This is a genomic window from Lentzea sp. NPDC059081 (assembly GCF_042738015.1).
Classification (GTDB): Bacteria; Actinomycetota; Actinomycetes; order Mycobacteriales; family Pseudonocardiaceae; genus Lentzea.
In genome coordinates this window covers 160,398-182,984 of record NZ_JBHYGW010000013.1, presented here as the reverse complement: position 1 = coordinate 182,984, position 22,587 = coordinate 160,398, and the positions used below count along the sequence as shown (strand labels likewise).

The 22,587-nt window shown below is 69.7% G+C and carries 17 protein-coding genes; 5 read left to right on the top strand and 12 right to left on the bottom strand.

Features of this window, described 5'->3' with window-relative positions; genetic code table 11:
* The 5 genes from ACFWV3_RS27150 to ACFWV3_RS27130 form a co-directional block, all read right to left on the bottom strand.
* On the bottom strand, positions 1–191 hold a 191-nt coding region (locus ACFWV3_RS27150), incomplete at its 3' end, for a hypothetical protein (RefSeq protein ID WP_382414966.1).
* A complete protein-coding gene (locus ACFWV3_RS27145; RefSeq protein ID WP_382414964.1) occupies positions 181–1,695 on the bottom strand; it encodes a protein kinase family protein in 1,515 nt (504 codons plus the stop codon). The genes ACFWV3_RS27145 and ACFWV3_RS27150, both read right to left, overlap by 11 nt.
* A gap of 37 nt (positions 1,696–1,732) precedes the next feature.
* Complete coding sequence (murJ, locus tag ACFWV3_RS27140; RefSeq protein WP_382414962.1) at positions 1,733–3,373, bottom strand: murein biosynthesis integral membrane protein MurJ; 1,641 nt, start codon at positions 3,371–3,373, stop codon at positions 1,733–1,735.
* Positions 3,370–5,667, bottom strand: coding sequence for a DUF6049 family protein (locus ACFWV3_RS27135; protein WP_382414960.1), 2,298 nt, complete (start codon positions 5,665–5,667; stop codon positions 3,370–3,372). The genes murJ and ACFWV3_RS27135 overlap by 4 nt, the downstream gene beginning before the upstream one ends.
* Complete coding sequence (locus ACFWV3_RS27130) at positions 5,664–6,179, bottom strand: NUDIX hydrolase (protein ID WP_382414958.1); 516 nt, start codon at positions 6,177–6,179, stop codon at positions 5,664–5,666. Before ACFWV3_RS27130 ends, ACFWV3_RS27135 begins: the two co-directional genes overlap by 4 nt.
* A 42-nt stretch (positions 6,180–6,221) precedes the next feature.
* On the opposite strand from ACFWV3_RS27130, the gene ACFWV3_RS27125 reads away from it, so the two are divergent.
* Together ACFWV3_RS27125 and ACFWV3_RS27120 are read left to right on the top strand one after the other, a co-directional pair.
* On the top strand, positions 6,222–7,658 hold the full coding sequence (locus tag ACFWV3_RS27125) for a CCA tRNA nucleotidyltransferase (RefSeq protein ID WP_382414956.1): 1,437 nt from the start codon (positions 6,222–6,224) through the stop codon (positions 7,656–7,658).
* Between the two features lie 71 nt (positions 7,659–7,729).
* Entirely contained in the window at positions 7,730–7,999 is a 270-nt protein-coding gene (locus ACFWV3_RS27120; RefSeq protein ID WP_382415066.1) for a LuxR C-terminal-related transcriptional regulator, read from the top strand.
* On the opposite strand, the gene ACFWV3_RS27115 is transcribed toward ACFWV3_RS27120, so the two are convergent.
* Positions 7,928–9,268 carry an MFS transporter gene (locus ACFWV3_RS27115; RefSeq protein ID WP_382414954.1) on the bottom strand — a complete coding sequence of 447 codons (1,341 nt, stop codon included), beginning with the start codon at positions 9,266–9,268 and terminating at the stop codon, positions 7,928–7,930. The genes ACFWV3_RS27120 and ACFWV3_RS27115 overlap by 72 nt on opposite strands.
* Before the next feature lie 237 nt (positions 9,269–9,505).
* Between ACFWV3_RS27115 and ACFWV3_RS27110 the strand changes: the two genes are divergently transcribed.
* A complete protein-coding gene (locus ACFWV3_RS27110) occupies positions 9,506–10,078 on the top strand; it encodes a YqgE/AlgH family protein (RefSeq protein WP_382414952.1) in 573 nt (190 codons plus the stop codon).
* 59 nt (positions 10,079–10,137) lie between these two features.
* Here the strand turns inward: ACFWV3_RS27110 and ACFWV3_RS27105 are convergent, their stop codons facing one another.
* Complete coding sequence (locus ACFWV3_RS27105; RefSeq protein ID WP_382414950.1) at positions 10,138–10,542, bottom strand: SdpI family protein; 405 nt, start codon at positions 10,540–10,542, stop codon at positions 10,138–10,140.
* 248 nt (positions 10,543–10,790) lie between these two features.
* Here ACFWV3_RS27105 and leuS point away from each other — a divergent pair, with 248 nt between their 5' ends.
* Positions 10,791–13,568, top strand: a complete 2,778-nt coding sequence (gene leuS, locus ACFWV3_RS27100; protein WP_382414948.1) for a leucine--tRNA ligase — start codon at positions 10,791–10,793, stop codon at positions 13,566–13,568.
* A 7-nt stretch (positions 13,569–13,575) separates the two neighbouring features.
* Here the strand turns inward: leuS and ACFWV3_RS27095 are convergent, their stop codons facing one another.
* The 3 genes from ACFWV3_RS27095 to ACFWV3_RS27085 are packed head-to-tail and all read right to left on the bottom strand — an operon-like array spanning position 13,576 to position 17,252.
* The gene (locus ACFWV3_RS27095; RefSeq protein WP_382414946.1) at positions 13,576–15,690 is read right to left on the bottom strand and encodes an ATP-binding protein; all 2,115 of its coding nucleotides are present in this window, start codon (positions 15,688–15,690) and stop codon (positions 13,576–13,578) included.
* 41 nt (positions 15,691–15,731) lie between these two features.
* Positions 15,732–16,496, bottom strand: coding sequence for a hypothetical protein (locus ACFWV3_RS27090; protein WP_382414944.1), 765 nt, complete (start codon positions 16,494–16,496; stop codon positions 15,732–15,734).
* Between the two features lie 36 nt (positions 16,497–16,532).
* Positions 16,533–17,252, bottom strand: coding sequence for a TetR/AcrR family transcriptional regulator (locus tag ACFWV3_RS27085; protein WP_382414943.1), 720 nt, complete (start codon positions 17,250–17,252; stop codon positions 16,533–16,535).
* Positions 17,253–17,364: 112 nt separating this feature from the next.
* On the opposite strand from ACFWV3_RS27085, the gene ACFWV3_RS27080 reads away from it, so the two are divergent.
* A complete protein-coding gene (locus ACFWV3_RS27080; RefSeq protein ID WP_382414941.1) occupies positions 17,365–19,488 on the top strand; it encodes an MMPL family transporter in 2,124 nt (707 codons plus the stop codon).
* Here ACFWV3_RS27080 and ACFWV3_RS27075 read toward each other — a convergent pair.
* A complete protein-coding gene (locus ACFWV3_RS27075; protein ID WP_382414939.1) occupies positions 19,419–20,501 on the bottom strand; it encodes a cytochrome D1 domain-containing protein in 1,083 nt (360 codons plus the stop codon). The genes ACFWV3_RS27080 and ACFWV3_RS27075 overlap by 70 nt on opposite strands.
* Before the next feature lie 79 nt (positions 20,502–20,580).
* A complete protein-coding gene (locus tag ACFWV3_RS27070) occupies positions 20,581–22,506 on the bottom strand; it encodes a DUF2339 domain-containing protein (RefSeq protein ID WP_382414937.1) in 1,926 nt (641 codons plus the stop codon).
* Positions 22,507–22,587 lie beyond the last annotated feature (81 nt).

Here is a 22,587-nt window from a genome sequence, read left to right as displayed (position 1 = left end):
GTAGAAGGGGGGGGGGGTGGGGTGTGTGGGTGTTGTTCTTTTTTTTTTTTTCCTTTTCTGGTGGCACTTCGCGGCTGTTTTTCCTCCCCTGCGCCCCCCCCCACGACCGGCTCAAAGACGAACTCGCCGCCGCGCCAGCGGCCAATAAACACAGCAGCCAAGATCACTACACACGCGAAATCACTGCGCACGCGTGTACAGAATCTCCCGAATCTCCGACTGGTTCTTCCCGCCACCCGCACTGGCCAGCTTCGTGATCCAGATCAGCACGTGCCCGGTCGGCTCGTGCTCGTTCAGCTGGATCTGCGTCTGCCCGTCCGACAGGTCCGCGACGCCGATGACCTTCGTCTCCTCGAGCGGCGAGTTCTGCGCGGACGCCACCCGGATCTCGACGTGCGTGCCCTTGCTGGGCGAGGTGATCGTGATCGACGCCAGCTTCACCGGCTCGGCGAACGACGCCATCAGCCCGATCCCCGGCTTGAGGGCCGGGAACTGCTGGAAGTAGTTGTCGGTGCGCCAGAACGTGGTCGCGTTGGTGTCAACCGCCCTGCTCGCCTGGTTGGCGCTGTCGGGCTGGTTCGTCACGTCGTAGACGCCGATCTGGCCCGGCTGCACGGGGCCGGCGGCCACGGCGGGCGGTGCGGTCTGGCCGTTCGAGCCCGGCTGGTTGATCACCACCGTCGGGCCGCCGCCCTTGGACGGCTCGTCGCTGAAGAAGCCGACGATCTGCACGCTCAGCCAGACGATGACGGCCACCGTCGCCAGTGCCAGCACGCCGACGCTGATCCACAGCTTCTTCTTCTGCTGCTTGTCCTCGCGCGGGCGCTGGGTCGTCCACACCACCTGGTCGTCGTCATCGCGCGACGAGACGGCGGGGATCAGCGCGGTCTGGGCCTCCTCGGCCGCGATCTGGTCGAGGACCTGGAGGATCGCCGCCGACGTGCGAATGCCGCCCACCGACGTGTCTTCCAGCGATCGGACGGCCACCGACGACAGGTCGTGCGGGAGGTACGGGTGCAGTGCGTTCGGTGCGACGACCGTGCCGTCCGGGCCGGTCGGGGCCGCCGGCACGCCCTGGGGGCCGCCCGGCAACGCCCACCGGCCGGTGAGCAGCAGGTACAGGATCGCGCCGAGGCCCTTGACGTCGTCGCGCGCGATCGCATCGGGCCTCGGACCGGGGAACGCGAGGCGCAGCCGGCCGTCCGAGGTGACCCGGATGCGCTGCGGGTGGTCGGCGCCCAGAACGAGACCGGCGTGGTGCGCGCCCTCGATGGCGGCGCCCAGCGGTTCGAGCAGGCGGGTCGCGGCGCCCGCCGGCAGCGGGCCCTCCGCGATGAGGTCCATCAGGTCGGTGCCCTGGGTCCACTCGGCGACGACCATGCCGAGGATGCCCTCGTCCGGGCGGATGCCGGTGCCGGGCGTCAGCACGTCGATCACCCTGGAGACGCCGGGGTGCGTGAACGACGACGCGTGCATCGCGCGTTCGACCGTTCGACGGGCACGGGCGGCGGCCTCGTTGTCCGCGAGGTCGCCGAGCAGGATGGTCAGCGCCACGTCCCGGTTGAGCTGACCGTCGCGCGCACGCCACAGCTCCGCGTTCGACCGGGCGTCCGCGCCCGAGCTCGCGAGCAGCCGGTAGCGGCCGTTGCCGATGACACCGCCGGGGACCAGGGCGGCGTGGACTCCGCTACTCACGGAGACCAGGTTACGGGAAGACGGTCACGGCCTGGAGTCACCTTCGCCGCACCAAACGGTTGATCTTGTCGATGGCCGGCTTCATCTCGGGCACCCGGAACGCGGCCAGCAGGCCGAACGCCAGCGGCAACCCGATCAGCGTGACCAGAACGGTCTCGAACCAGGCGGCCACGATCGGGTTCGAGAAGTCGATCGCGCCGAGGACCAGCGCGTTCACCCCCTTGGCGACGGCGAAGGCCACCGCGGAGGCCACCACCGTGAGGCACACGGTCCAGATGGTGAAGCCGGTCCGCAGGCGCCCGAGGCGGACCCGCAGCCAGACCTGGCCGACCACCGCGCCGAACACGAAGCTCAGCGACATCGCCAGCGAGACGCCGACCGCGAGCTGCTCCGGTTCGGACACGGCGAGGAAGAAGTAGAGCAACGCGATCCGGACGACCACGATCAGCGCCTGGATCAACGTCGGCGTGCGCGCGTCCTTCATCGCGTAGAAGACCCGCAGCTGCAGCAGCGTGATCGCGTAGGGCACCAGGCCGAACGCCGACAGCGCGAGCGCCAGGCCGACGGCCGTGCCGCCCTCCACGCCCGACTTGCCGAACCCGAACGCCGCGACGCCGATGGCCACGCCGGACACCGTCATCAGAACGCTGAACGGCATCAGCAGGATCGACGACATGCGGTTGCCGAACAGCAGGTCGCGCACGATCGCGTCGTTGTCGTTGTTCGCGGCCGCCCGGCTCATCTTCGGCATCAGCGCGGTCAGCAGCGAGACGCCGAGCACGCCGTACGGCACCTGGGCGATCAGCCACTGGTAGTTGAACGCGCCCAGCGCGCCCTCGCCGTGCGTCGCGACCTTGGTCAGCACCGTCATGCTCGCGAACCCGAGGCCGACGTAGAGCAGCACCCAGAACGCGAGGTTGCCGAACTCGGCGAGCCGCGCGTCCCAGCCGAACCGCCACCTGAACCGGAAACCGGTCCTGCGCAGGGCCGGGAACAGCACGAGCGCCTGCACCGCCACGCCGAGCGCGGTGCCGAGACCCAGCACCAGCAGGTGGGTGTCGGTCATCGAGACCGGGTTGAGCGTGATCTCGCCGGGCAGCATCCAGTAGACGCCGAGGACGACGATCACGACGACGTTGTTCATGACCGGCGCCCAGGTGGGCAGGCCGAACACGTGCCGGGCGTTGAGCACCGCGCCGATGAGCGCCGTCAGGCCGTAGAACACGATGCCCGGCAGCACCAGGTAGGCGAACGCGGTGACCAGGTCGCGGTTCGCGTTCGGCGAGTCGGCGATGAACAGCGAGGTGAGCAGCGGGGCGCAGGCCACCGCGATCACCGTGCCGGCCGCGAGGATCGCCGTGCCCATGCTGATCAACCACTGGGCGTACGACTCGCCGCCGTCGCCGTCCTCCTTCTCGGCGCGGACCAGCAGCGGGATCGCCACGCTGGTCAGGATGCCGCCGAGGAGGAGCTCGTTGATCATCGTCGGCAGCGTCGAGGCCGCCTGGTACGAGTCGTTGAGGGTGCCGATGCCGAGTGCGGCGACCAGCAGCACCTTCGACAGCAGGCCTGTGACCCGGCTGACGATCGTGGCGATCGCCATCGAGCCGCTCGCCTTGGCGACCGACGGTGCCTGCTTCTGCTGCTCTGGTTCGGTGGTCGTGGCTGTCTCGCTCACGCGCTCGACTTCTCCGGTGTCACGTTCTCGATGGACGGTGCGTCGCCGTTCTCGCCGTTGCGGGCGCGAACCCGCTTGTAGATGCGCCGTCCGGAGAGCAGGACGAGCGCGATCCCGGCGATCACCGTGACGATCACCGTGATCGTGCCGTAGGCGGAGGACGACACCTCCAGCTTGACACTGTCACCCAGAGCGACGCCCTCGGGAGTGGTCAGGCGGACGTTGACCGGGAACCGGCCGGACCGCAGCACCTCGACCGGCACCCGCACGACGCGTTCGCCGCGGGCGGGAAGCACCTGGTCGGCGAGGTCGAGCTTGCGGATGCCGGGGGTGTCGGCCAGCGCGATCCGGACGGTCACGCGCACGTCGAGCTTGTTCGTGATCGTGACGGGAATGGGGCTGTCGCCGGACCCCAGCAGGATCGGGCTGCTCGGCTGCGTCACGCCCACCATGCCGGTCAGCGCGTTGATCTCGCCCTGGCTGATGTCGGCGGCGGACCGGGCGCCCTGCTCGTTCGACCGCCACGCGCCCGACATCGCGCGCAGCAGGCCGAGCCACAGCGGGTCGGCCAGGTCGGCGGGCGAGGCGTGCTCGCTGTCTTCCTGCTGCATGGACGCGACCAGGCCCGTGAGCTGCACGCTCTGGTTCGCGACGGAGTCGGAGATGATCGACGAGATCTCCCGCGCACCGGCCTCCGGCGGGTAGGAGATCTTGGCGTTCGTCACCGCGGGCGTCGCCCTGGTGAGCTCCTCGAGCCCGGTCTGGGCCGCGTAGCCGCCGCCGATGAGCTTCTGGGCGGCGGTCAGGAACTCGGTCATCTCCGAGATCGGGGCGTTCCACCGGCGCGGCGGCGTGACCAGCACGTTCCGGCCGTCGCCCTGCCACCCGGCGCGGAAGACGAGCACCGCCAGCGCGTTCTGCACGGACACCGGCTGGTTCTCGAACGGCGAGGTGACCCCGGAAAGCGTGCGCGGCCGCGACTCGCTGCCCTGCAACGCGTCGGAGACCATCGAGTCGATCTTCACCGCGGTCACCGGGTGCTGGCCGCCGATGACGACCGGCGCGGTGCCGGGGGCGTCGGCGACACCGGTCGGGTCGAGCAGCAGCGACTTCACGCCGGGATAGCGCTTGTCCGGCTGCGGGGTGACCAGCTCGTCGAACGTCGACTGGTCCAGCACGCCGTCCTCCGGCCACGCCAGGTCGGGCAGCGGCTGCACGGACAGGACGTCCTGGATGAGCTCGGGACCGTCGGACACCGCGAGCGAGCGCATGGGGCCGAGCTTGGCCCTGTTCAACGCCACGAGGTCGGCGTCGGCGTACGGCAGCGCGACGACGCACCGGCCCGTCACGGCGAGCTTGAGCCGGTCGAGCCACAGCTTGGCCTCGACCTCGCCCTTGCCCTTCGTGCCGCCGCGGACCGTGTAGCCGGTGCTCATGGCCTGCACGGTCCGCAGCAGGTCGGGGTCGATGGCCAGGCACATGCCCGTGCTCATCGACGAGATCGCCTGCTCGTAGGCCTGCAGCAGGCCGTACAGCCGGCCGTTGACCGAGAGCGACGCCGTCAGCTCGTCGTCGATCAGCTCCGACCGGCCCTGGCCGCCGAGGCGGACCAGCCGCGGCTTGTCGGCGATCGGCCACAGGACGGTCAGCTTCGCGGGCGCTCCCGCCTTGCCCTTCGTCTCGCCGCCGGGCACCCCGAGCACGGGCAGCAGCGTCGACAGCGCCGCAAGCCGCGCCTGGCCGCCGTAGTCCGGCCTGCCGTTGACGTTCGCGAGGATCGGGTAGATGCCGGGCTGCTCGACCTGCAACGACGTCGGGTCGGTGCCGCGCAGCGGCACCTGCAGCGTGAAGTCCTTCTGCTGACCGGGCTCGAGCGCGTCCGCGATCTGCGTGAACTTCGGCTGCACGGCCTCGGCCGCCGCCGGTTCGCGCAACGCCTTGCGCAGGTCGTCCTCGGTGTCGAGCGAGTCGCCGCGCTCCAGGCGCAGCACGATGTCGGAGACCTTGCGGTCGCCGACGTTGACGATCGACCCGGTGATCGTGACGGTGCCGGGCGAGTCGCTCGTCACGAACCGGGGTGTCAGCTGGGCGATGTCGAGGCGCAGGAACTGCGGCGCCTGCTGGCCCGGCTGGGCGGAGAGGGATCTGGTCGCCCACACCTGCGTGGCGGGGGCGGGCAGGAACGGCAGCGCGTCGATCTCGTCCGGCTGCGACTCCACGGCGCTCGCGAGCGGCGTCGCTGTCACCAGGAACGCGGCTGCGGCGGCTGTGCAGAAGAGCTTCCTCAGGCTCACGCCGACTCCGCCCCGTTCGGGCAGCGGTCGGAGAGCAGTTCGGCTGCTCGGCGGACCAGACGGCGCTCATCGGCATACGCGAGTCGCTCGTCCAGCTCGCCGAGTGGCACCCACGCCACCTCGGTGACCTCCACGTCTTCGTCGGAAAGCTCTCCCCCCAGCGCTTCGAGGAGGAAGTGGTGAACCGTCTTGTGCACCCGGCGGTCGTCAGCGACGAACCAGTAGTCGATCGACCCCAGCGGGCGCAGCACCCTGCTATGAATACCGGTCTCCTCGGCGACCTCGCGCACCGCGGTCTGTTCCGCGGTCTCGCCGGCCTCGATGTGACCCTTGGGCAAAGACCACAGCAACCGGCCCCGCCGGTCAAGTCTTCCGATCACCGCGGCCCGCTGCTCGCCGTCGAGCACCAGGCCACCCGCCGACGTCTCGTCGACCGTCTTGAGCTTGCGGCCCCTGCGCTTCTTCCGGCGCCCCGGCTTGGGACTCCCGGAACGTGCGGCTGACGGGGACATACGCCCGATCGTACTTACGAACCTTAAGTACGCTGGTTTCTCGTGTCTCGATCGCTCCAGCAGAATGCGGTGGTGGAAACGCCCGCCATCACACCCGTCGTCGCCGACCTCGCCGCCCGGTTCACAGCCGACGGCAAGCGCCTCTACCTGGTGGGTGGCAGCGTGCGCGACGCCGTGCTCGGGCGTCCGACGAACGACTTCGACTTCACCACCGACGCGCGACCTGCGGAGATCCAGCGGCTGCTGAGCGGCTGGGCCGACGCGCAGTGGGACACCGGCATCGCGTTCGGGACGGTCGGCGCCTCGAAGAAGGGCGAGATCATCGAGATCACGACCTTCCGCGCGGACGTCTACGACGGCGTCACCCGCAACCCCGAGGTCACCTTCGGCGACTCGATCGACGGCGACCTCGTCCGGCGCGACTTCACCGTCAACGCGATGGCGTTCGACATCGCGGCCGGCGAGTTCGTCGACCCGACCGGAGGCCTCCAGGCGGCCCGCGAGGGCGTGCTGGACACGCCGGCGACCCCGCAGGAGTCGTTCGGCGACGACCCGCTGCGGATGCTGCGGGCGGCCAGGTTCGTCTCCCAGCTCGGCTTCACCGCGGCGCCGCGGGTGGTCGAGGCGATGCGGTCGATGGCAGCACAGCTCACCCGCATCACGCCGGAGCGCGTGCAGGTCGAGCTGTCGAAGCTCCTGTGCGGGGCGCACCCCCGCCGCGGCATCGAGCTCATGGTCGAGACCGGGCTGGCAGACGTCGTGCTGCCAGAGCTCACGGCCATGAAGCTGGAAATCGACGAACACCATCAGCACAAGGACGTCTTCGACCACTCCCTGGTTGTGCTGGAACAGGCAATCGATCTTGAAGAAGTCGATCAGTCACCCGATCTGGTGCTGAGGATCGCCGCGCTGCTGCACGACATCGGCAAACCGGCCACCAGGAAGTTCGAGTCCGGCGGCGGCGTCTCGTTCCACCACCACGAGGTCGTGGGCGCGAAGATGGTCCGCAAGCGCTTGCGGGCGTTGCGGTACTCGAAGGAGATCACCGAGGACGTCGCCAAGCTCGTCTACCTGCACCTGCGGTTCCACGGCTACGGCAACGGCGAGTGGACCGACTCGGCGGTGCGCCGGTACGTGACGGACGCCGGCGATCTGCTGACGCGGTTGCACAAGCTCGTCCGCGCCGACTGCACGACCCGCAACAAGCGCAAGGCGAACCTGCTGCGCCGGACGTACGACTCCCTCGAGGAGCGCATCGCGCGCATCGCGGCCGAGGAAGACCTCGCGCGCGTGCGCCCGGACCTCGACGGCAACGAGATCATGAAGCTGCTCGGCCTGCCGCCGGGCCCGCAGGTCGGTGCCGCGTGGAAGTTCCTCAAGGAGCTGCGGCTCGACCGGGGACCGCTGGACCGTGACGAGGCCGAGGCTGCGTTGCTCGACTGGGCGCGCGAACAGGGGATCACTCCGCCGTCGTCGTGACGCGTCGTGACGGGGTGACATCCCCGCGTTAGCGAAGCGTCAGCGGGAGGGGGCACCATGGGCATGTGCTCATGGGGGTGGTGCCGATGTTCTCCTGGGGACTTTCCGCAGGTCCTGCCGTGAACGGACTCGACGTGCTGACCGACGACCAGCGGGTCGTGCTGCGGTGCCTGGCGCGTGGTCACGAGGACCACGAGATAGCCCGCGTGCTCGGCCTGGGGCTGCAACAGGTGGCCGACGAGGTCAGCGACATACTGCGGCGCCTGGAACTACCCGATCGGGTCGCCGCCGTCGTCTTCGCGCACGAGGCCGGGATGCTGCACCTGCCGTTTCCGCGCTGACAGTGCCAGGTACGCGGCGAGTCCGAGCAGGTAGAGACCCGCGGCGGTGAGCAGGAGGCCGGGCGAGCGCCCGTCCAGGGGGACCACCGTCGCGGTGATGGACACCGCGGTGACCTGCGTGACGTTGAAGAGGGTGTCGTAGAGCGCGAACACGCGCCCGCGCACCTCGTCGCCGACGTCGTGCTGCACCGCGGTGTCCACGCACAGCTTGACGACCTGACCGGCGAAGATGACGAAGAACCCGGCGGCGAGGATGGTCGGCAGCGTCATCGGCAGCCCGAGCCCGACCTGCGCGGCAGCCGTGAGCAGCAGCGCGCCGCAGATCGTGCGCTTCACGCCGAACCGGTCGACGATCCGGTCGGTGAGCAGCCCGGCGAGCAGGATGCCCGCCCCGCCCGCGACGGCGATCTCGCCCAGCCCGCCGATGCCGGCCTTGAGGATGCCGACGTCCTCCAGGCTGTAGCGCATCAACAGCAGGGTGATCATCAGGCTGATGGCGAACCCGGCCCGGTGCGCGAGCAGGGCCACGAGCCCGGCCGTGACGCTGGGGGTCTGCAGCGTGGCCTTGCCGCCGTCGAGCAGGCCGCGGGCCACGGCCGTGACGGCGTGGTGCGGCTCGTCGACCTCGTCCGGCCCGAGCACGCCCGGCTTGAACCGGCTGGCGATGAACGCGCCGAGCAGCAGCCCGACCGCGGCGATGCTGGTGGTCCAGCCCGACCCGCCGTCCCCCGCGCCGAGGACCGTGCGGAACCCGATCGCGCAGGCGGCACCGATTACGGCCATGATCGCGCCCGCCGTCGTGGCCAGCGCGTTCGCCTCGACGAGGTGGTCCTCGGGGACGAGGTGCGGCAGCGAGGCGGACAGGCCCGACCCGACGAACCGGCCGATGCCCATCACGACGAGCGCCGAGACGTAGAGCGGCACCCCGCTCAGCCCCGCACCCACGGCCAAGGCGGTGAACAGCACGAACACGCCCCGCAGGACGTTCGCGACGACGATGACCTTCCGGCGGTCCCACCGGTCGAGCAACGCACCCGCGAACGGTCCGATCAGCGAGTACGGCAGCAGCAGCACGGCGAACCCGGCCGCGATCGCCGCGGGGTCGGCCTGCCGTTCGGGGTTGAAGAGCACGGCGCCCGCGAGACCGGCCTGGAAGAGCCCGTCGCCCCACTGCGAGGCGAGGCGGGTGGCGAGGAGCCTGCGGTACTCGGGAATGCCGAGGAACCGGCGTGATCCCCAGTGGTGCTTCTCCACCGCAAGCGTTGTCACCGCTGCACTCTATGCGCGCTGCCGTGAAAACCACGAAAGCCGGACCTCGCGGTCCGGCTCCCCTGGATCGGATGCCAGGTCGCCTCACGGCGCGGTGCACTACGCGGCTCCAGCCGAACGGTATTCCGCGAAGGCAGTTGTCTGTTGAGCCCGGGGGACACAAAGACATCCGACAGTTGAGTCTAACGGGGCGCGGCCCTGAGTTGTTCCGACGATCACGGGTGATTTCATGGTGACGTGCGTCCCGATGCCGAAGTCGAGCCAGGCTCCCTCTTGGTTGCCGCTCCGAGCCTGAACGACCCGAACTTCACGCGCACCGTCGTCTACATCATCGACCAACGCCCTGAGGGAACCCTCGGCGTCGTGTTGAACCGTCCGTCCGAAGTGGCGGTGGTGGACGTGCTGCCGCCGTGGGGTGACCGCGTGACGAAGCCGCAGTGCATCTACGTGGGCGGTCCGGTGGAGCAGAAGACGGCGCTGTGCCTGGCGGCGTTGAAGGCGGGCACCGACCCGTCCGAGGTGGAGGGTCTGGTCGGCGTGCAGGGCCCGGTGGCGCTGATCGACCTGGACGCCGAGCCGGACGACCTGATGCCGCTGGTCCGGGGCCTGCGCGTGTTCGCGGGCTACTCGGGCTGGGGCGAGGGTCAGCTCGCGGGTGAGATCGAACGGGGTGACTGGATGGTCGTGACGGGACTGGCCGACGACGTGCTGGTCGGGGCGAACGTCGACCTCTGGGGCCGGGTGCTGCGCCGCCAGGGCATGCCGCTGGCGCTGCTGTCGACCTACCCGAAGGACGTCCGGGACAACTGATTCACGTGAAACAAAAAGGCCGGATCATCCGCTGATCCGGCCTTCTGCGTCTGGTGGGCTCAGAGCCCGGCGAGGGGCGAGCAACCACCGCCACCGCAGGCGCAGCCACCGCAGCCCTTGGGCTTGACCGGCTCGGGCACCAGCGCCGCCGCGCGGCTGCCGACGATCCCGCCGGCGAAAGCGATGGCCAGCGCGCCGACCAGGCCGATGATCCCGGCGGTGACGGCCAGGTCCTCCATGACGAACGCCATCGCGCCCGACACGACAGCCACGACCCCTGCCGCGACGTTCGGGACGCCCGCGACCCGGTTGGCCAGCGCGAACGTCTCCTCGTCACGCACGGCGGCCGCGGTGCGCACACCGACGTACCGGTTGCGGCGCAGCTTGCCCTGCAGACCCAGCAGACCGACCGCGCCGAGAGCGACGCCGAGCAGACCCAGGACGACCGACAGCACGATGTTCACCCCATGAGGGTAAGCCGGGGCCGGCGTTCCCCCGGACTCACCCCGGCCTGGTGTGCCGCACGCCACCGCCCGGTGCATCGCGCTTGCGCTGCGCTGATACCGTTGAGGACATGAGCACGGCCCGCCTGCTCCTTATCTAGCCGCGACGACCTGATCGCAAGACGGTCGGCGCGGCCACCCTCCATGCCCGTCTGGGCTGGGGGGTTTCGTCATGTCAGGGGCAGGATCGATGTGAGAGGGACGTTGAGATGAGCACGGACGCGGCGGAGATCCCCGCCTACCGCTACACCGCCGAGCTGGCGAACCAGATCGAGGAGCGGTGGCAGCGGTACTGGGAGGACCACGGCACCTACTACGCGCCGAACCCGGTGGGGGCGCTCAAGGGTGACGTGCCCGCGGACAAGCTGTTCGTGCAGGACATGTTCCCGTACCCGAGCGGCGCCGGCCTGCACGTCGGCCACCCGCTGGGCTTCATCGGCACGGACGTCTTCGCGCGGTACCACCGCATGAACGGCCGCAACGTGCTGCACACCATGGGTTTCGACGCGTTCGGCCTGCCCGCCGAGCAGTACGCGGTGCAGACGGGTCAGCACCCGCGCAAGACCACCGAAGACAACATCAACACCTACCTGCGCCAGATCCGCAGGCTGGGGCTGGGTCACGACGAGCGGCGCCGCATCTCGACGATCGACCCCGAGTACTACAAGTGGACTCAGTGGATCTTCCTGCAGATCTTCAACTCCTGGTACGACGCGAACGCCCGCACGGCGCGTCCCATCGCCGAGTTGATCTCGCAGTTCGAGTCCGGCGAGCGGGACGTTCCGGGTGGCCGGACGTGGTCTGAGCTGTCTTTTGCCGACCAGCAAAGGATCTTGGGCGATTTCCGGCTGGCCTACATGTCGGAGGCGCCCGTCAACTGGTGTCCCGGACTGGGTACTGTGCTGGCGAACGAAGAGGTCACCGCGGACGGTCGCAGTGAGCGTGGCAACTTCCCCGTGTTCAGGAAAAACCTGCGCCAGTGGATGATGCGCATCACCGCGTACTCGGACCGGCTGATCGACGACCTGGACCGGCTGGACTGGCCCGACAAGGTCAAAGCCATGCAGCGCAACTGGATCGGGCGCTCGCACGGTGCCCGAGTCCGATTTGCGGTGGGAAGCGAGAACATTGAGGTCTTCACGACCCGTCCGGACACGCTGTTCGGCGCGACCTACATGGTCCTGGCACCGGAACACGAGCTGGTGGACCAGATTGCGACGCCCGATCGCGTGGCAGACATCGCCGCGTACCGGCGCGCCGCGTCCCTGAAGTCCGAACTGGACCGTCAGGAGAACAAGGAGAAGACCGGCGTCTTCACCGGGGCGTACGCCACGAACCCGGTGAACGGCAAGGAGATCCCGGTCTACATCGCCGACTACGTGCTGATGGGCTACGGCACCGGCGCGATCATGGCCGTCCCCGGCCAGGACCAGCGCGACTGGGACTTCGCCGTCAAGTTCGACCTGCCCGTCATCCGCACCGTCCAGCCCTCCGAAGGGTTCGAGGGCGACGCCTACACGGGCGACGGGCCGGCGATCAACTCCGGCTTCCTGGACGGCATGGCGATCGACGACGCCAAGAAGACGATCATCGGGTGGCTGGAGGAGAACGGCCACGGCCACGGCACCGTCCAGTTCAAGCTGCGCGACTGGCTGTTCAGCCGCCAGCGCTACTGGGGCGAGCCGTTCCCGGTCGTCTACGACGAGAACGGCACCGCCATCGCGCTGCCGGAGTCGATGCTGCCGATCGAGCTGCCGGAGGTCGACGACTACTCCCCCCGCACGTTCGTCCCGGAGGACGCGAACACCGAGCCGTCGCCCCCGCTGTCGCGCGCCACGGAGTGGACGACGGTCGAACTGGACCTGGGCGACGGACCGAAGACCTACCGCCGCGACACGAACACGATGCCGAACTGGGCTGGTTCGTGCTGGTACCAGCTGCGCTACGTCGACCCGGTCGAGACCGAGCGGTTCGTCAACCCGGAGAACGAGAAGTACTGGCTGGGCCCGCGCACGGCCGAGCACGGCCCGACCGACCCCGGTGGCGTCGACCTGTACATCGGCGGCGTCGAGCACGCCGTCCTGCACCTGCTGTACTCGCGCTTCTGGCAGAAGGTCCTGTTCGACCTGGGCCACCTGACCGGCGACGAGCCGTACCGCCGCCTGTTCAACCAGGGCTACATCCAGGCGTACGCCTACGTCGACCCGCGCGGCGTCTACGTCCCGGCCGACGAGGTCGTCGAGGAAGACGGCAAGTACTTCTACAACGGCGAGGAAGTGCGCCGTGAGTACGGGAAGATGGGCAAGAGCCTGAAGAACGTCGTCACGCCCGACGAGATGTGCGAACGGTACGGCGCCGACACCTTCCGGTTCTACGAGATGTCCATGGGCCCGATGGACGTGTCACGCCCGTGGGCGACCAAGGACGTCGTAGGCGCACAACGGTTCCTGCAGCGCCTGTGGCGCAACCTGGTCGACGAGACCGACGGCTCCCTGCGCGTGGTCGACGACGCGCCGTCCGCCGAGGCCCTGCGCCTGCTGCACAAGACCATCGCCGGCGTCCACGACGACTACGCCAACCTGCGCTACAACACGGCGGGCGCGAAGCTGATCGAGCTGAACAACTACGTCACCAAGCACTACGCCGCCGGCACGCCCCGCGCACTGGCCGAGCCCCTGGTGCTGATGCTGGCTCCGCAGGCCCCGCACGTGGCCGAGGAGCTGTGGACGAAGCTGGGCAACACCGACTCGCTGGCCCACGGCCCGTTCCCGGCCGCCGACGAGCAGTACCTGGTCGAGGACACCGTCGAGTACCCGATCCAGGTCAACGGCAAGGTCCGCTCGCGCGTCGTCGTGTCGGCGTCCGCGGCCCAGGACGAGATCAAGGCCGCGGCCCTGGCCGAGGAGAAGATCGCGGAACTGGTCGCGGGTGGTGAGCCGCGCAAGGTGATCGTGGTGCCTGGTCGCCTGGTGAACATCGTTCTGTAGCAGGAGCTCAGAGGGCGTCGAGCTGCCGTCGCACCCGTGCGGCGGCCTCGGCGTTCCCCTGGTCCAGGTACATCCCCAACGCCTCTTGCCACGTTGCTCGCGCCTCGTCGTCCGAGCCCAGAGCGGCGAGCGGGTGGCCCAGCCCGTCGAGGGTGTCCGCGAGCTGCGAGGTGGCGCCGAGGTCGCGGCACATCGCGAGCGCTCGGCGGTAGTGGCCGACCGCGTCCTGGTGGTTGCCTCTGTGGTGCTCGATGTAGCCGAGGCTGTCCCACGTGACCGACTCGCCGTCGGCGTCGTGGTGGCGGCCGAACAACGCGAGCGCCGCCTGGCAGTGGCCGCGAGCCTGGTCGAACTCACCGAGCTGAGCGGTGTACCAACCGAGGTCGTTGAGAGCCCACGCCTCCCACAGGCCGTGGCCGATCTCGCGGAACAGGGTCACTGCTTCGACCGTGTGCGCCGCGGCCTGCTCGTGGCGCCCTTGCCGGCCCGCGGTCCACGCGATGGCCCGGTGGATGCCGCCGATGTTCGCCTTGTCGTTCTGCCGTTCGGCGAGTTCCAGGCAGCGCCGGAGGTGTGTGATCGCCTCGTCGTGCCTGCCGAGGGTGGAACAGCCGGCACCGAGGAATCGGAGGGCCACCAGCAGGAACTGGGGATCGTCCAGGTGCTCGGCGGCGATCGTCGCCTTCTGCCAGGTGGCGTGGTTGTCGCGCTCGTGCCCGCGACGGGTATGGAAGATCGACAAGCTCCACGCCAGCAGCCACGTGGTCCGGTGCCGGTTCTGGTCGACCGCGGTGCGCAGAACGGCCAGCAGGCATGGGTGTTCGACGTCGAACCACGCCAGGGCGGTCTTTCCGTCGGGCACTGGCTCGGGTGTGCAGCCGCGTTCCGGGGGATCCAGCTGCTGCGCCGTCCGGTTCGGAGCCAGGACCCGGTCGCCGGCGTACGCGGTGTGCAGGTAGAAGTCGATCACGCGCCGCAGTGCGGCCTCCCGTTCGCCTGAGGTCAGCTGCTCGTGCGCGGTGTCGGCGGCGTAGTGGCGGATCAGGTCGTGCATCGAGTACCGGCCGCGCGCGTTTCGCAACACCAGCGACGCTTCTTCGAGTTCTCGCAGCACCTTGACGGTCTCCGCCACCGCCAGTCCGGCGAGATTCGTGGCCGCCGGGAGACCGATGTCCGGACCGGGTGCGATCCCGAGCAGGACGAACAACGTGCGCTGACGTGCGGTGAGTGCGGCGAAGGACCAGGACAGCACCGTCGGCAGACCAGCAGACGGGTCGTCGTCGACCAACGCTGCCAAGCCCAGGTCGCGCAGTTCGGCGGCGAGCTCCGTCAGCGGGACGTGCCGGTGGACCAGGGCTCGTCCGGCGATGATGCCGAGCGCCAGCGGGAACCCGCCGCACAGCTCGACCAGCTCGGTCACCGCCGCGGGCTCGGCTGCGATGCGGTCCGCTCCCAGCCGCCTGACCAGCAGCAAGCGGGCTTCCACCGCGGTGAGCGTGTCGAGCCTCAGGTGGTGCGCGCCGTGCCGGGTGATCAGGCCGGTGAGGGCACGGCGGCTGGTCACCACGACGGTGCACGAGTCACCGCCGGGTAGCAGGGGGACGACCTGTCCGGCGTCCGCCGCGTTGTCGAGCACGATCAGGATCCGCTTGCGGGCGACGAGGCTGCGGAACAGTGCGGCCTGCGCCGTGAGGTCGACCGGCATCCTGGCGGGATCCACGCCCAGCGCGTCGAGGAACACCCGCACGGCGACCGCCGGCGCCATCGGCTCGCTGTCCGGGCTGAACCCGCGCAGGTCGACGAACAGCTGTCCGTCGGGGAAGTTCTCCAGCTGCCGGTGCGCCCACTGCAGCACCAGCCACGTCTTGCCGATCCCGCCCGCGCCGCCGACGGCCGAGATCAGCATCGTGCTGCCGGAAGGTGCCCTGCCCAGCTGGGTGTCGAGCGCGGTCAGCTCGTCGACACGACCAGCGAAGAGTCCCGACCGGGAGGGCAGTTGGCGTGGGACGACCGGGTCTTGTGCGGCGTGGACGTGCACGTCGCCGTGGAGGGTGCCCGCCTGGACCACCGCGCCGGCCGACGTGCCGACCACCTCGTTGCGCATCTCCGGGCGATCTGCCACCCGTCCAGCGTGCGCATTCGCTCAATGCCGCGGAACCCGGTTCACCCGTCCGCCCGCGCACGTGGTTCCGCGGCTGCGGGCTGCGCCGGCTCCGGCCACGACTCGGGGGCGTCGCCGAACGCGTGCCGCGCGGCTTTGACGGCGAGTACGGCCATGGTCGCGTTGGCACCGCCGCCGATCAGCGCGCCGATGCCGAACGGGATCACGCGACCCAGTACGACGATCCCCTGCTTGGTGCCGTACTTGGTGACGAAGTTGACGCCCAGGACGCGGTTGATCTGCTTCAGGGTCGTCGTCGGCACCGCGCTGATGATCTGGCGCGCCCAGTGCCGGCCGGTGCGTTCGGCCACCTTGCCGATGGTCTTGGACCCCGACTCGCCGAGCAGGATGCCCAGGACGAGAGTCCGGCGGCGTTCGATCTCGTCGAGCGGGATGCCGTGGACCTCGGCTGCGGAGAGCACGAACAGGGCGCTGAGCTCGAACGACGTCAGCGCCTCGCCCGCCGACAACGCCAGGGCTACTCCTGTGCCGACGCCGGGCGCGGCCGCGGCTCCCCCGACCGCGGCACCCGTGCCGGCCAGGGCGCTGACGTACATCTTCTCCAGCGTGCCGATGACCTCCGCCGGAGTCGCCTCGGGGTTGCGCTGCCGGGCACGCGCGATGTTCTTGCGGATTAGCGGTGTTTGCAGGCCGATGGCCTTGTCCAGCAGGTCGAGGATCGCCTGGCCGGGACCGCCCGGCGAGACCGGTTCCTCGACGACGGCAGGCAGATCAGCGGGTTCTTCCGGGTTCTTGGCGTCGACCACGGGTCGTATGTCGCCGAACGGCCGCCCCGCGCTACATCAGCGACCGGCCGCCTCCGCGAACCCGATCTCCTCCAGCATCTGGTCCAGCATGCTGTCGAACATCGGCTCCGGGTTGCTCACCGCGAACGGGAACCGCCCGAACACCTCCAGCGCCACGTGCCCGTACAGCCGCACCCACGACTGCACGACGTGGTAGATCTTGCCCAGGTTGAGCACCTCGTCCGACAGTGTCACCCCGTGCGTGGCCACCGCGTCCCGCAGCACCTGCTGGAACCGCACCAGGTCCTCGTGCAGGATCGCGGGCACCTCCTCGCCCACGTGGTTCGCGTCCTCGTTGGACGCGATCAGCGGACCCGCGAGCTGCAGGAAGACCGAGCCGAACTGGTCGGCGCCGATCGGGTCCCGTGGCGACGCGAAGACCAGCGCGAACTCCTGCGGGTGGGCCAGAGCCCACCGGCGGAACGCGTGGCACACCGCCCTCACCTTGCAGCCGACCTGGCCTGACGTCTCCGCTGCCAGGTTCGCGTGCAGGGCTGAGGCCATGTCGTCGCAGATGTCGTCGCACAGCTGGCGCAGCAGGGCGTCGTGCGAGTCGTAGTAGCGGTACAGGGCTGGTGCGGTGATCCCCAGTTTGCGTGCGATCGCACGGAGGGTAACCGCGTCACGTCCGCTTTCCACCAATAGAGCGCGGGCCGCCTGCCGGATCTCACGCTCGGTCTCAGCACGGAGTCGTTCTCGGCGAGTGGCCTCGGTCATATGTCACTCCATCGGGTTGTAGACCCTGTCCACGGCCCCGTACGGTTTCAGTGAACGGTGTTTACGCAAGTTCACGGGATTTACAGAACGGTAACCCAGGAGGCCGTCGCCGATGTTCGCGAAGTGGGGCTCGATCGCATATCGCCGCCGATGGGTGGTGTTGGTCGCGACGGTGCTTCTCGCCGTTCTGGGCGGCGTGTGGGGCCTGGGCGTGTTCGACAAGCTCAGTCAGGGCGGCTACGAGGCTCCTTCCAGCGAGGCGGCGCGGGCCGACAAGGTAGCCGAGGAGGCGTTCGGGCGGCAGAACGGTGACGTGATCGTCATTTACCGCGGCGACTTCGCGAACCCGCTCGAGCTCAAGAAGGTCGCCGACCACATCAGCGGCTTCCCCAAGGACGACGTGCTCAAGACCGTCGGGCCGGTGCCGTCCGACGACCAGCGGCAGGCGCTCGTCGCCATCACGCTGAGCAGCGGCGACTCCAACGAGCAGATCAAGCAGTTCCAGGACGTCGAGGGCCAGCTCGCGATCGACGGCTTCACGCACCAGGTCGGTGGGCTCGTGCCCACCCAGAAGGCCATCAACGACATGTCGCAGGAAGACCTGACGCGCGCCGAGATGTTCTCGTTGCCGCTGGTCCTGCTCCTGCTCGTGATCATCTTCGGCGGCCTGGTCGCTGCCAGCCTCCCGGTCGTCGTCGGCGGTCTCGCGATCATGGGCGCGCTCGGCGTGCTGCACGCCGTCGCGATCTTCACCGAGGTCAACTCGTTCGCCGTCAACGTCGCGTCGCTGCTCGGCCTCGGCATGGCGATCGACTACGGCCTCTTCATGGTCGGCCGGTTCCGCGAGGAGCTCGCGCAGGGACGCACCACCGAACAGGCCGTCGGCCGCACGGTCGCGTCCGCCGGTCGCACCGTCGTGTTCAGCGCGACGCTGCTGGTCATCGCACTGGCCGGCCTGCTGCTCTTCCCGCACGGCTTCCTGAAGTCCCTCGCGTACGGCGGTGTGGCGTCGGTCGCGATCGCGGCGCTGGTCTCGCTCACCCTGCTGCCCGCGCTGCTCGGCGTCCTGGGCAAGCGGGTCGACAAGCTCGCCATGCCGTGGCGCAAGAAGGAGCCGAGCGAACGCGGCTGGCGCAAGCTCAGCGGCGCGGTCATGAAGCGGCCCGTGCTGATCGCCGTGCCGATCATCGGCGTGCTGGTCGCGCTCGGTTCGCCGTTCCTGAACGTGCAGTTCGGCCAGGTCACCGAGAAGGTGCTGCCCGAGGGCAACGCGGTGCGCGTCGCCACGGAGAACATCAACCAGAACTTCTCCGCGCTCTCCAGCCAGGGCTTCAAGATCGTCGTCAAGGGCGGCGACCAGGCCGCGGTCCAGGAGTACCTCGGCAAGGTCAAGGACGTCGCGGGCGTCAAGGACGTCCAGCCGACCGGCGCCGCCAACGGCGTCACGTCCGCCTCGGCCGGGCTCGACAACGACGCGTTGAGCGAGGAGTCGAAGCAGGCGCTCAAGGACGTCCGAGCGCTCACGCCGCCCGCCGGCGCCGAGGTCCTGGTCGGCGGCAGTACCGCCATCGTCAGCGACTCCCTCGACGCCATCGCGGCGGGCCTGCCGTTGATGATCGCGCTGCTCGTCGGCGCCACGCTGATCCTGATGTTCCTCGCGTTCGGCTCGGTCGTGCTGCCGATCAAGGCGGTGCTGATGAGCGCGCTGTCGCTGTCGGCGACGTTCGGCGTGCTGGTCTGGGTCTTCCAGGAGGGCCACGGCGCCGGCTGGCTCGGCGTCACGCCGGGGCCGCTCGAGTCCGGCATCGTCGTGCTGATGGCGGCGATCGTGTTCGGCCTGTCGACGGACTACGAGGTCTTCCTGCTCTCCCGCATGGTCGAGGCCCGCAGCCAGGGCGCGACGACCGAGGAGGCCGTGACCACCGGTCTGGCCAAGACCGGCCGGGTGATCACGTCGGCGGCGCTGCTGCTGATCGTCGTGACGGGCGCGTTCGCGTTCTCGCAGGTCGCGATGATGCGGTTCGTCGGTGTCGGCATGATCCTCGCGCTGGCGCTCGACGCCACCGTGGTCCGGATGCTGCTCGTGCCCGCTGTGCTCAAGCTCCTGGGCAACGCCGCGTGGTGGTCACCCGGTCCGCTCAAGCGGATCCAGGAACGCCTCGCGCTTCACGACGAGCCGGTCGACGACTTCGACGACTGGGACGACGAGATCCGCGAGCCCGTCGGGGTGCGCTGACCGGCGGAGAAGGCGATCATGGCCGCGTCGAACCGGCGCGGCCCCATCTCCCCCAGCCCGTCCGTCGTCATCCGGTACGTGGTGAGCACGGTGTTCGAGCTGTCCAGCACCGTCGTCGTCGCTCCGGTCGCGAGGAAAACCCTCGAGTCGCCCGGAGCGATGGCGACGCCCGGCGAGTCGATGGGCAAACGTTCGCGCACCGTCATGGTGGCCGCGTCGACGACCACGACCTCGCTCTCCTTCGGCAGCGTCAGGTAGACCGTGGCACCGTCCGGCGTGACCGCGATGCTGCCCGCTCCCCTGCCCACCTCGACCGAACCGACCACGCGGTTCGCGACCGTGTCGATCACCAGCAGCGTGCCGGGCGTCTGCTCGCCCAGGCGCAGGGTGCTCACGTAGAGCCGGCTGCCGTCGGGGGAGATCGCCAGGAACTGCGGCATGCCGCCCACCTCGATCGTCGAGGTCTGGGACGCCGTCGCGGTGTCGACCAGGCCGACCGTGCCGTCCTGCGAGTTCGCGACGTAGAGCACCTCGTTGTCCGGGTGCACCGCGAGGCCCTGCGGCTGACCGCCGACCCTGATCGCCGCGACCAGCCGGAAGTCCTCCGGGTCCACCACCGCGACGCCGCCGCTGGCCGAGACGTAGAGCCGCTGGCCGTCCGGGCGCATCACCGCGTGCGACAGCTGCACCTGCGTGAAGATCCGGTCGAGGATCTCCCCGGAACGCGGGTCGACCACGGTGATCGCGCCGGTCCAGCCGTTGACCACGTAGAGCCGCAGCCCGTCCGGCGACACGGCGACCCCCGTCGCCCGGCCGCCGGTGTCGGCCTTGGCGAGAACGGCACCGGTTCTCGTGTCGACGATCTGGACGAGACCCGACTTGCCCACCACGTACGCGAGCGGCGCGACCGAAGCGGAGGAAGTGGTGGTGTACTCGAGCCGTTGCTGAACACCCATCGCCGCGAAGGCCGCCGAGAGCGCGATAACCGCGGCCACGAGGCGTGGCTTTGCCATGCGGCGATGGGACCACTTCCGGGTGCTTTCAATCCACTTCGGTCACCCGGTCGAGCGAAATCTTTGCCTTCTCGTAGTACTAACGAGGACCGTTGGCCGACGCCACCAGCTTGGCGTACCGGGTGCCCGCGGTGAGCAGGACCAGACCGGCACCGAGGAACGCCAGCACGCGGGCGATGCCGTCGAGCGCGGACAGGTCGAACAGCACCAGCTTCACCACCGCGGCGGCGACCAGGATCAGGCCGGAGATCCGCAGCGCCTTGTTGCCGATCCCCTTCACCAGCAGGAACAACGCCGCGATCGTCCACGACACGGTGACGATCGAGTGTCCGAAGAGGAACCCGGTCTCGTCCGGCGACACGAGCAGCGCCGCGCACAGCACCACACCCGCCGCGCCGTAGAGCAGCACCAGGCCCGAGACGATCCACGGGAACGGGTGGCGCGCCGGCTCCCGCAGCACCTGCATCTTCAGCGCGGCCCACGGTGCGACGGCCGCGTAGATCCCCAGCACCACGGCGGTGACGAGCCCGGCCGCGTAGTCACCCGGCGAGACGGTGTTGAAGAACCGGGGTTCCTCGACCAGCCACGTGATCGGCACGGCGAACCCGACGGCCATGAAGAACCCGACGACGCCGAACACGATCGACCCGACCAGCGCGCTCCGCTTGCCCAGCCGTGCCGCGAGGAACGCCAGCAGCACCGCCTCTGCCAGCACGATCGCCGTGCGCACGTTGCCGTCGAGAGCGATGACCGTGGTCTGGAACAACGCGAGCATGCCCGTCGCACCGGCCGCCGTCGCAAACGCTCGCGGCAGGTCCGGGACCATCCAGATCGCGAGCAGCACCGCGGCCACCGCACCGGCGAGGACCGAGGCGGACGTCCTGTCCAGCAACGTCGTCGCGAACAACGCCGGCAGGGCCGACCCGGCGACCAGCGCGATCGCCACGACGTCGTCGCGCCGCTTCCTGATCGTCAGCAACGCCACCACGATGCCGACGACGGTCGTCGCCGCGGCGACCCCGACGACGGTCCACTCGTAGCTGCGCGGGATGGCGTTCGCGGTCGTGACCAGCGAAGCGACGATCGCGGGGAAGCCACCGGCGATGGCGAGACCCGGCCAGTTGCGCCGGATCTGCACCGGCGTGCTGGCCATCTTGAGCACCAGCAGGAACGCGACGAGCAGGACCGTGAAGCCCTCGGTCAGCGCGGGTGAGCAGACGGCGCAGGCGGTGACGACGGTGACCGCGAGCGCTTGCGAGTCCCAGCGCACCGCGAGCACGACACCGGTGACGGCGACGGCGAGCCCGACGAGGAGCCCGGCCGCGGGCGGGAAGTAGTGGTAGAGGCTCGTGGCCGCGATGACGTCGAGGTAGAGCCCCGCGAAACCGGTGAAGGCCAGCGCGAACGCCCCCACGCGTCCGGCCGGGGTGCGGTGCAGCCACACGCCGATGCCGATCAGCGCGCTGCTGAACACCGCGCCGCCGATCACCCGCGGCAGCGGGCCGAGCCAGCCGCGCTGCACGGCCAGGACCAGCAGCAACACGAAGCCGAGCACGGTGATCGCGCCACCGACCCACGCCAGCAGCTTGGCTCCGGCGCCGTCCTTGCCGAGCTTCTCGAACAACGTCTCCCGCGGCGGGGGCGGACCCCACGGCTGCTGCGGCGGCCACGGCGCCTGCGAAGGCGGGGGGAACTGGGGGCCAGGGGGCGGAGGCAGCGGTGCGGAGGCGGCCTGCTGCGACCACGGGTTGGCCGGCACCTGCTGCTGCACGGGAGGCGGCGGCGGTGCCTGCTGTGGAATCGGACCGGGAACCGGTGCCTGAGCGGGCATCGGCCGCGGGGGCGTCGGAGGTGCGACGATCTCGGCCACGGCGGTGGCGGCAGCCGCCACCGGGCCCGCAGTGCGCTCCCGCATCTCCGAGCTGATCGTCACCAGCCGCTGCCCGATGGCCGCGAGCTCCAGCGCGAGGCGCTGCTCGTCCCCGAGGCGATCCTGTCCGTCCATGTGATCAGAGTGCGGCAGAGCATGCCGAGTGACATCCGTACACCTACTCATCCACCGGTCTCAGCTTGACTACATAGATGT

Excerpts from the sequence above, each read along its gene's own strand:
- ACFWV3_RS27075 (WP_382414939.1), bottom strand. The coding sequence starts at position 20,501 with ATGGCAAAGCCACGCCTCGTGGCCGCGGTTATCGCGCTCTCGGCGGCC.
- ACFWV3_RS27120 (WP_382415066.1), top strand. The coding sequence starts at position 7,730 with ATGGGGGTGGTGCCGATGTTCTCCTGGGGACTTTCCGCAGGTCCTGCC.
- ACFWV3_RS27130 (WP_382414958.1), bottom strand. The coding sequence starts at position 6,179 with ATGTCCCCGTCAGCCGCACGTTCCGGGAGTCCCAAGCCGGGGCGCCGG.
- ACFWV3_RS27080 (WP_382414941.1), top strand. The coding sequence starts at position 17,365 with ATGTTCGCGAAGTGGGGCTCGATCGCATATCGCCGCCGATGGGTGGTG.
- leuS (WP_382414948.1), top strand. The coding sequence starts at position 10,791 with ATGAGCACGGACGCGGCGGAGATCCCCGCCTACCGCTACACCGCCGAG.
- ACFWV3_RS27085 (WP_382414943.1), bottom strand. The coding sequence starts at position 17,252 with ATGACCGAGGCCACTCGCCGAGAACGACTCCGTGCTGAGACCGAGCGT.
- ACFWV3_RS27070 (WP_382414937.1), bottom strand. The coding sequence starts at position 22,506 with ATGGACGGACAGGATCGCCTCGGGGACGAGCAGCGCCTCGCGCTGGAG.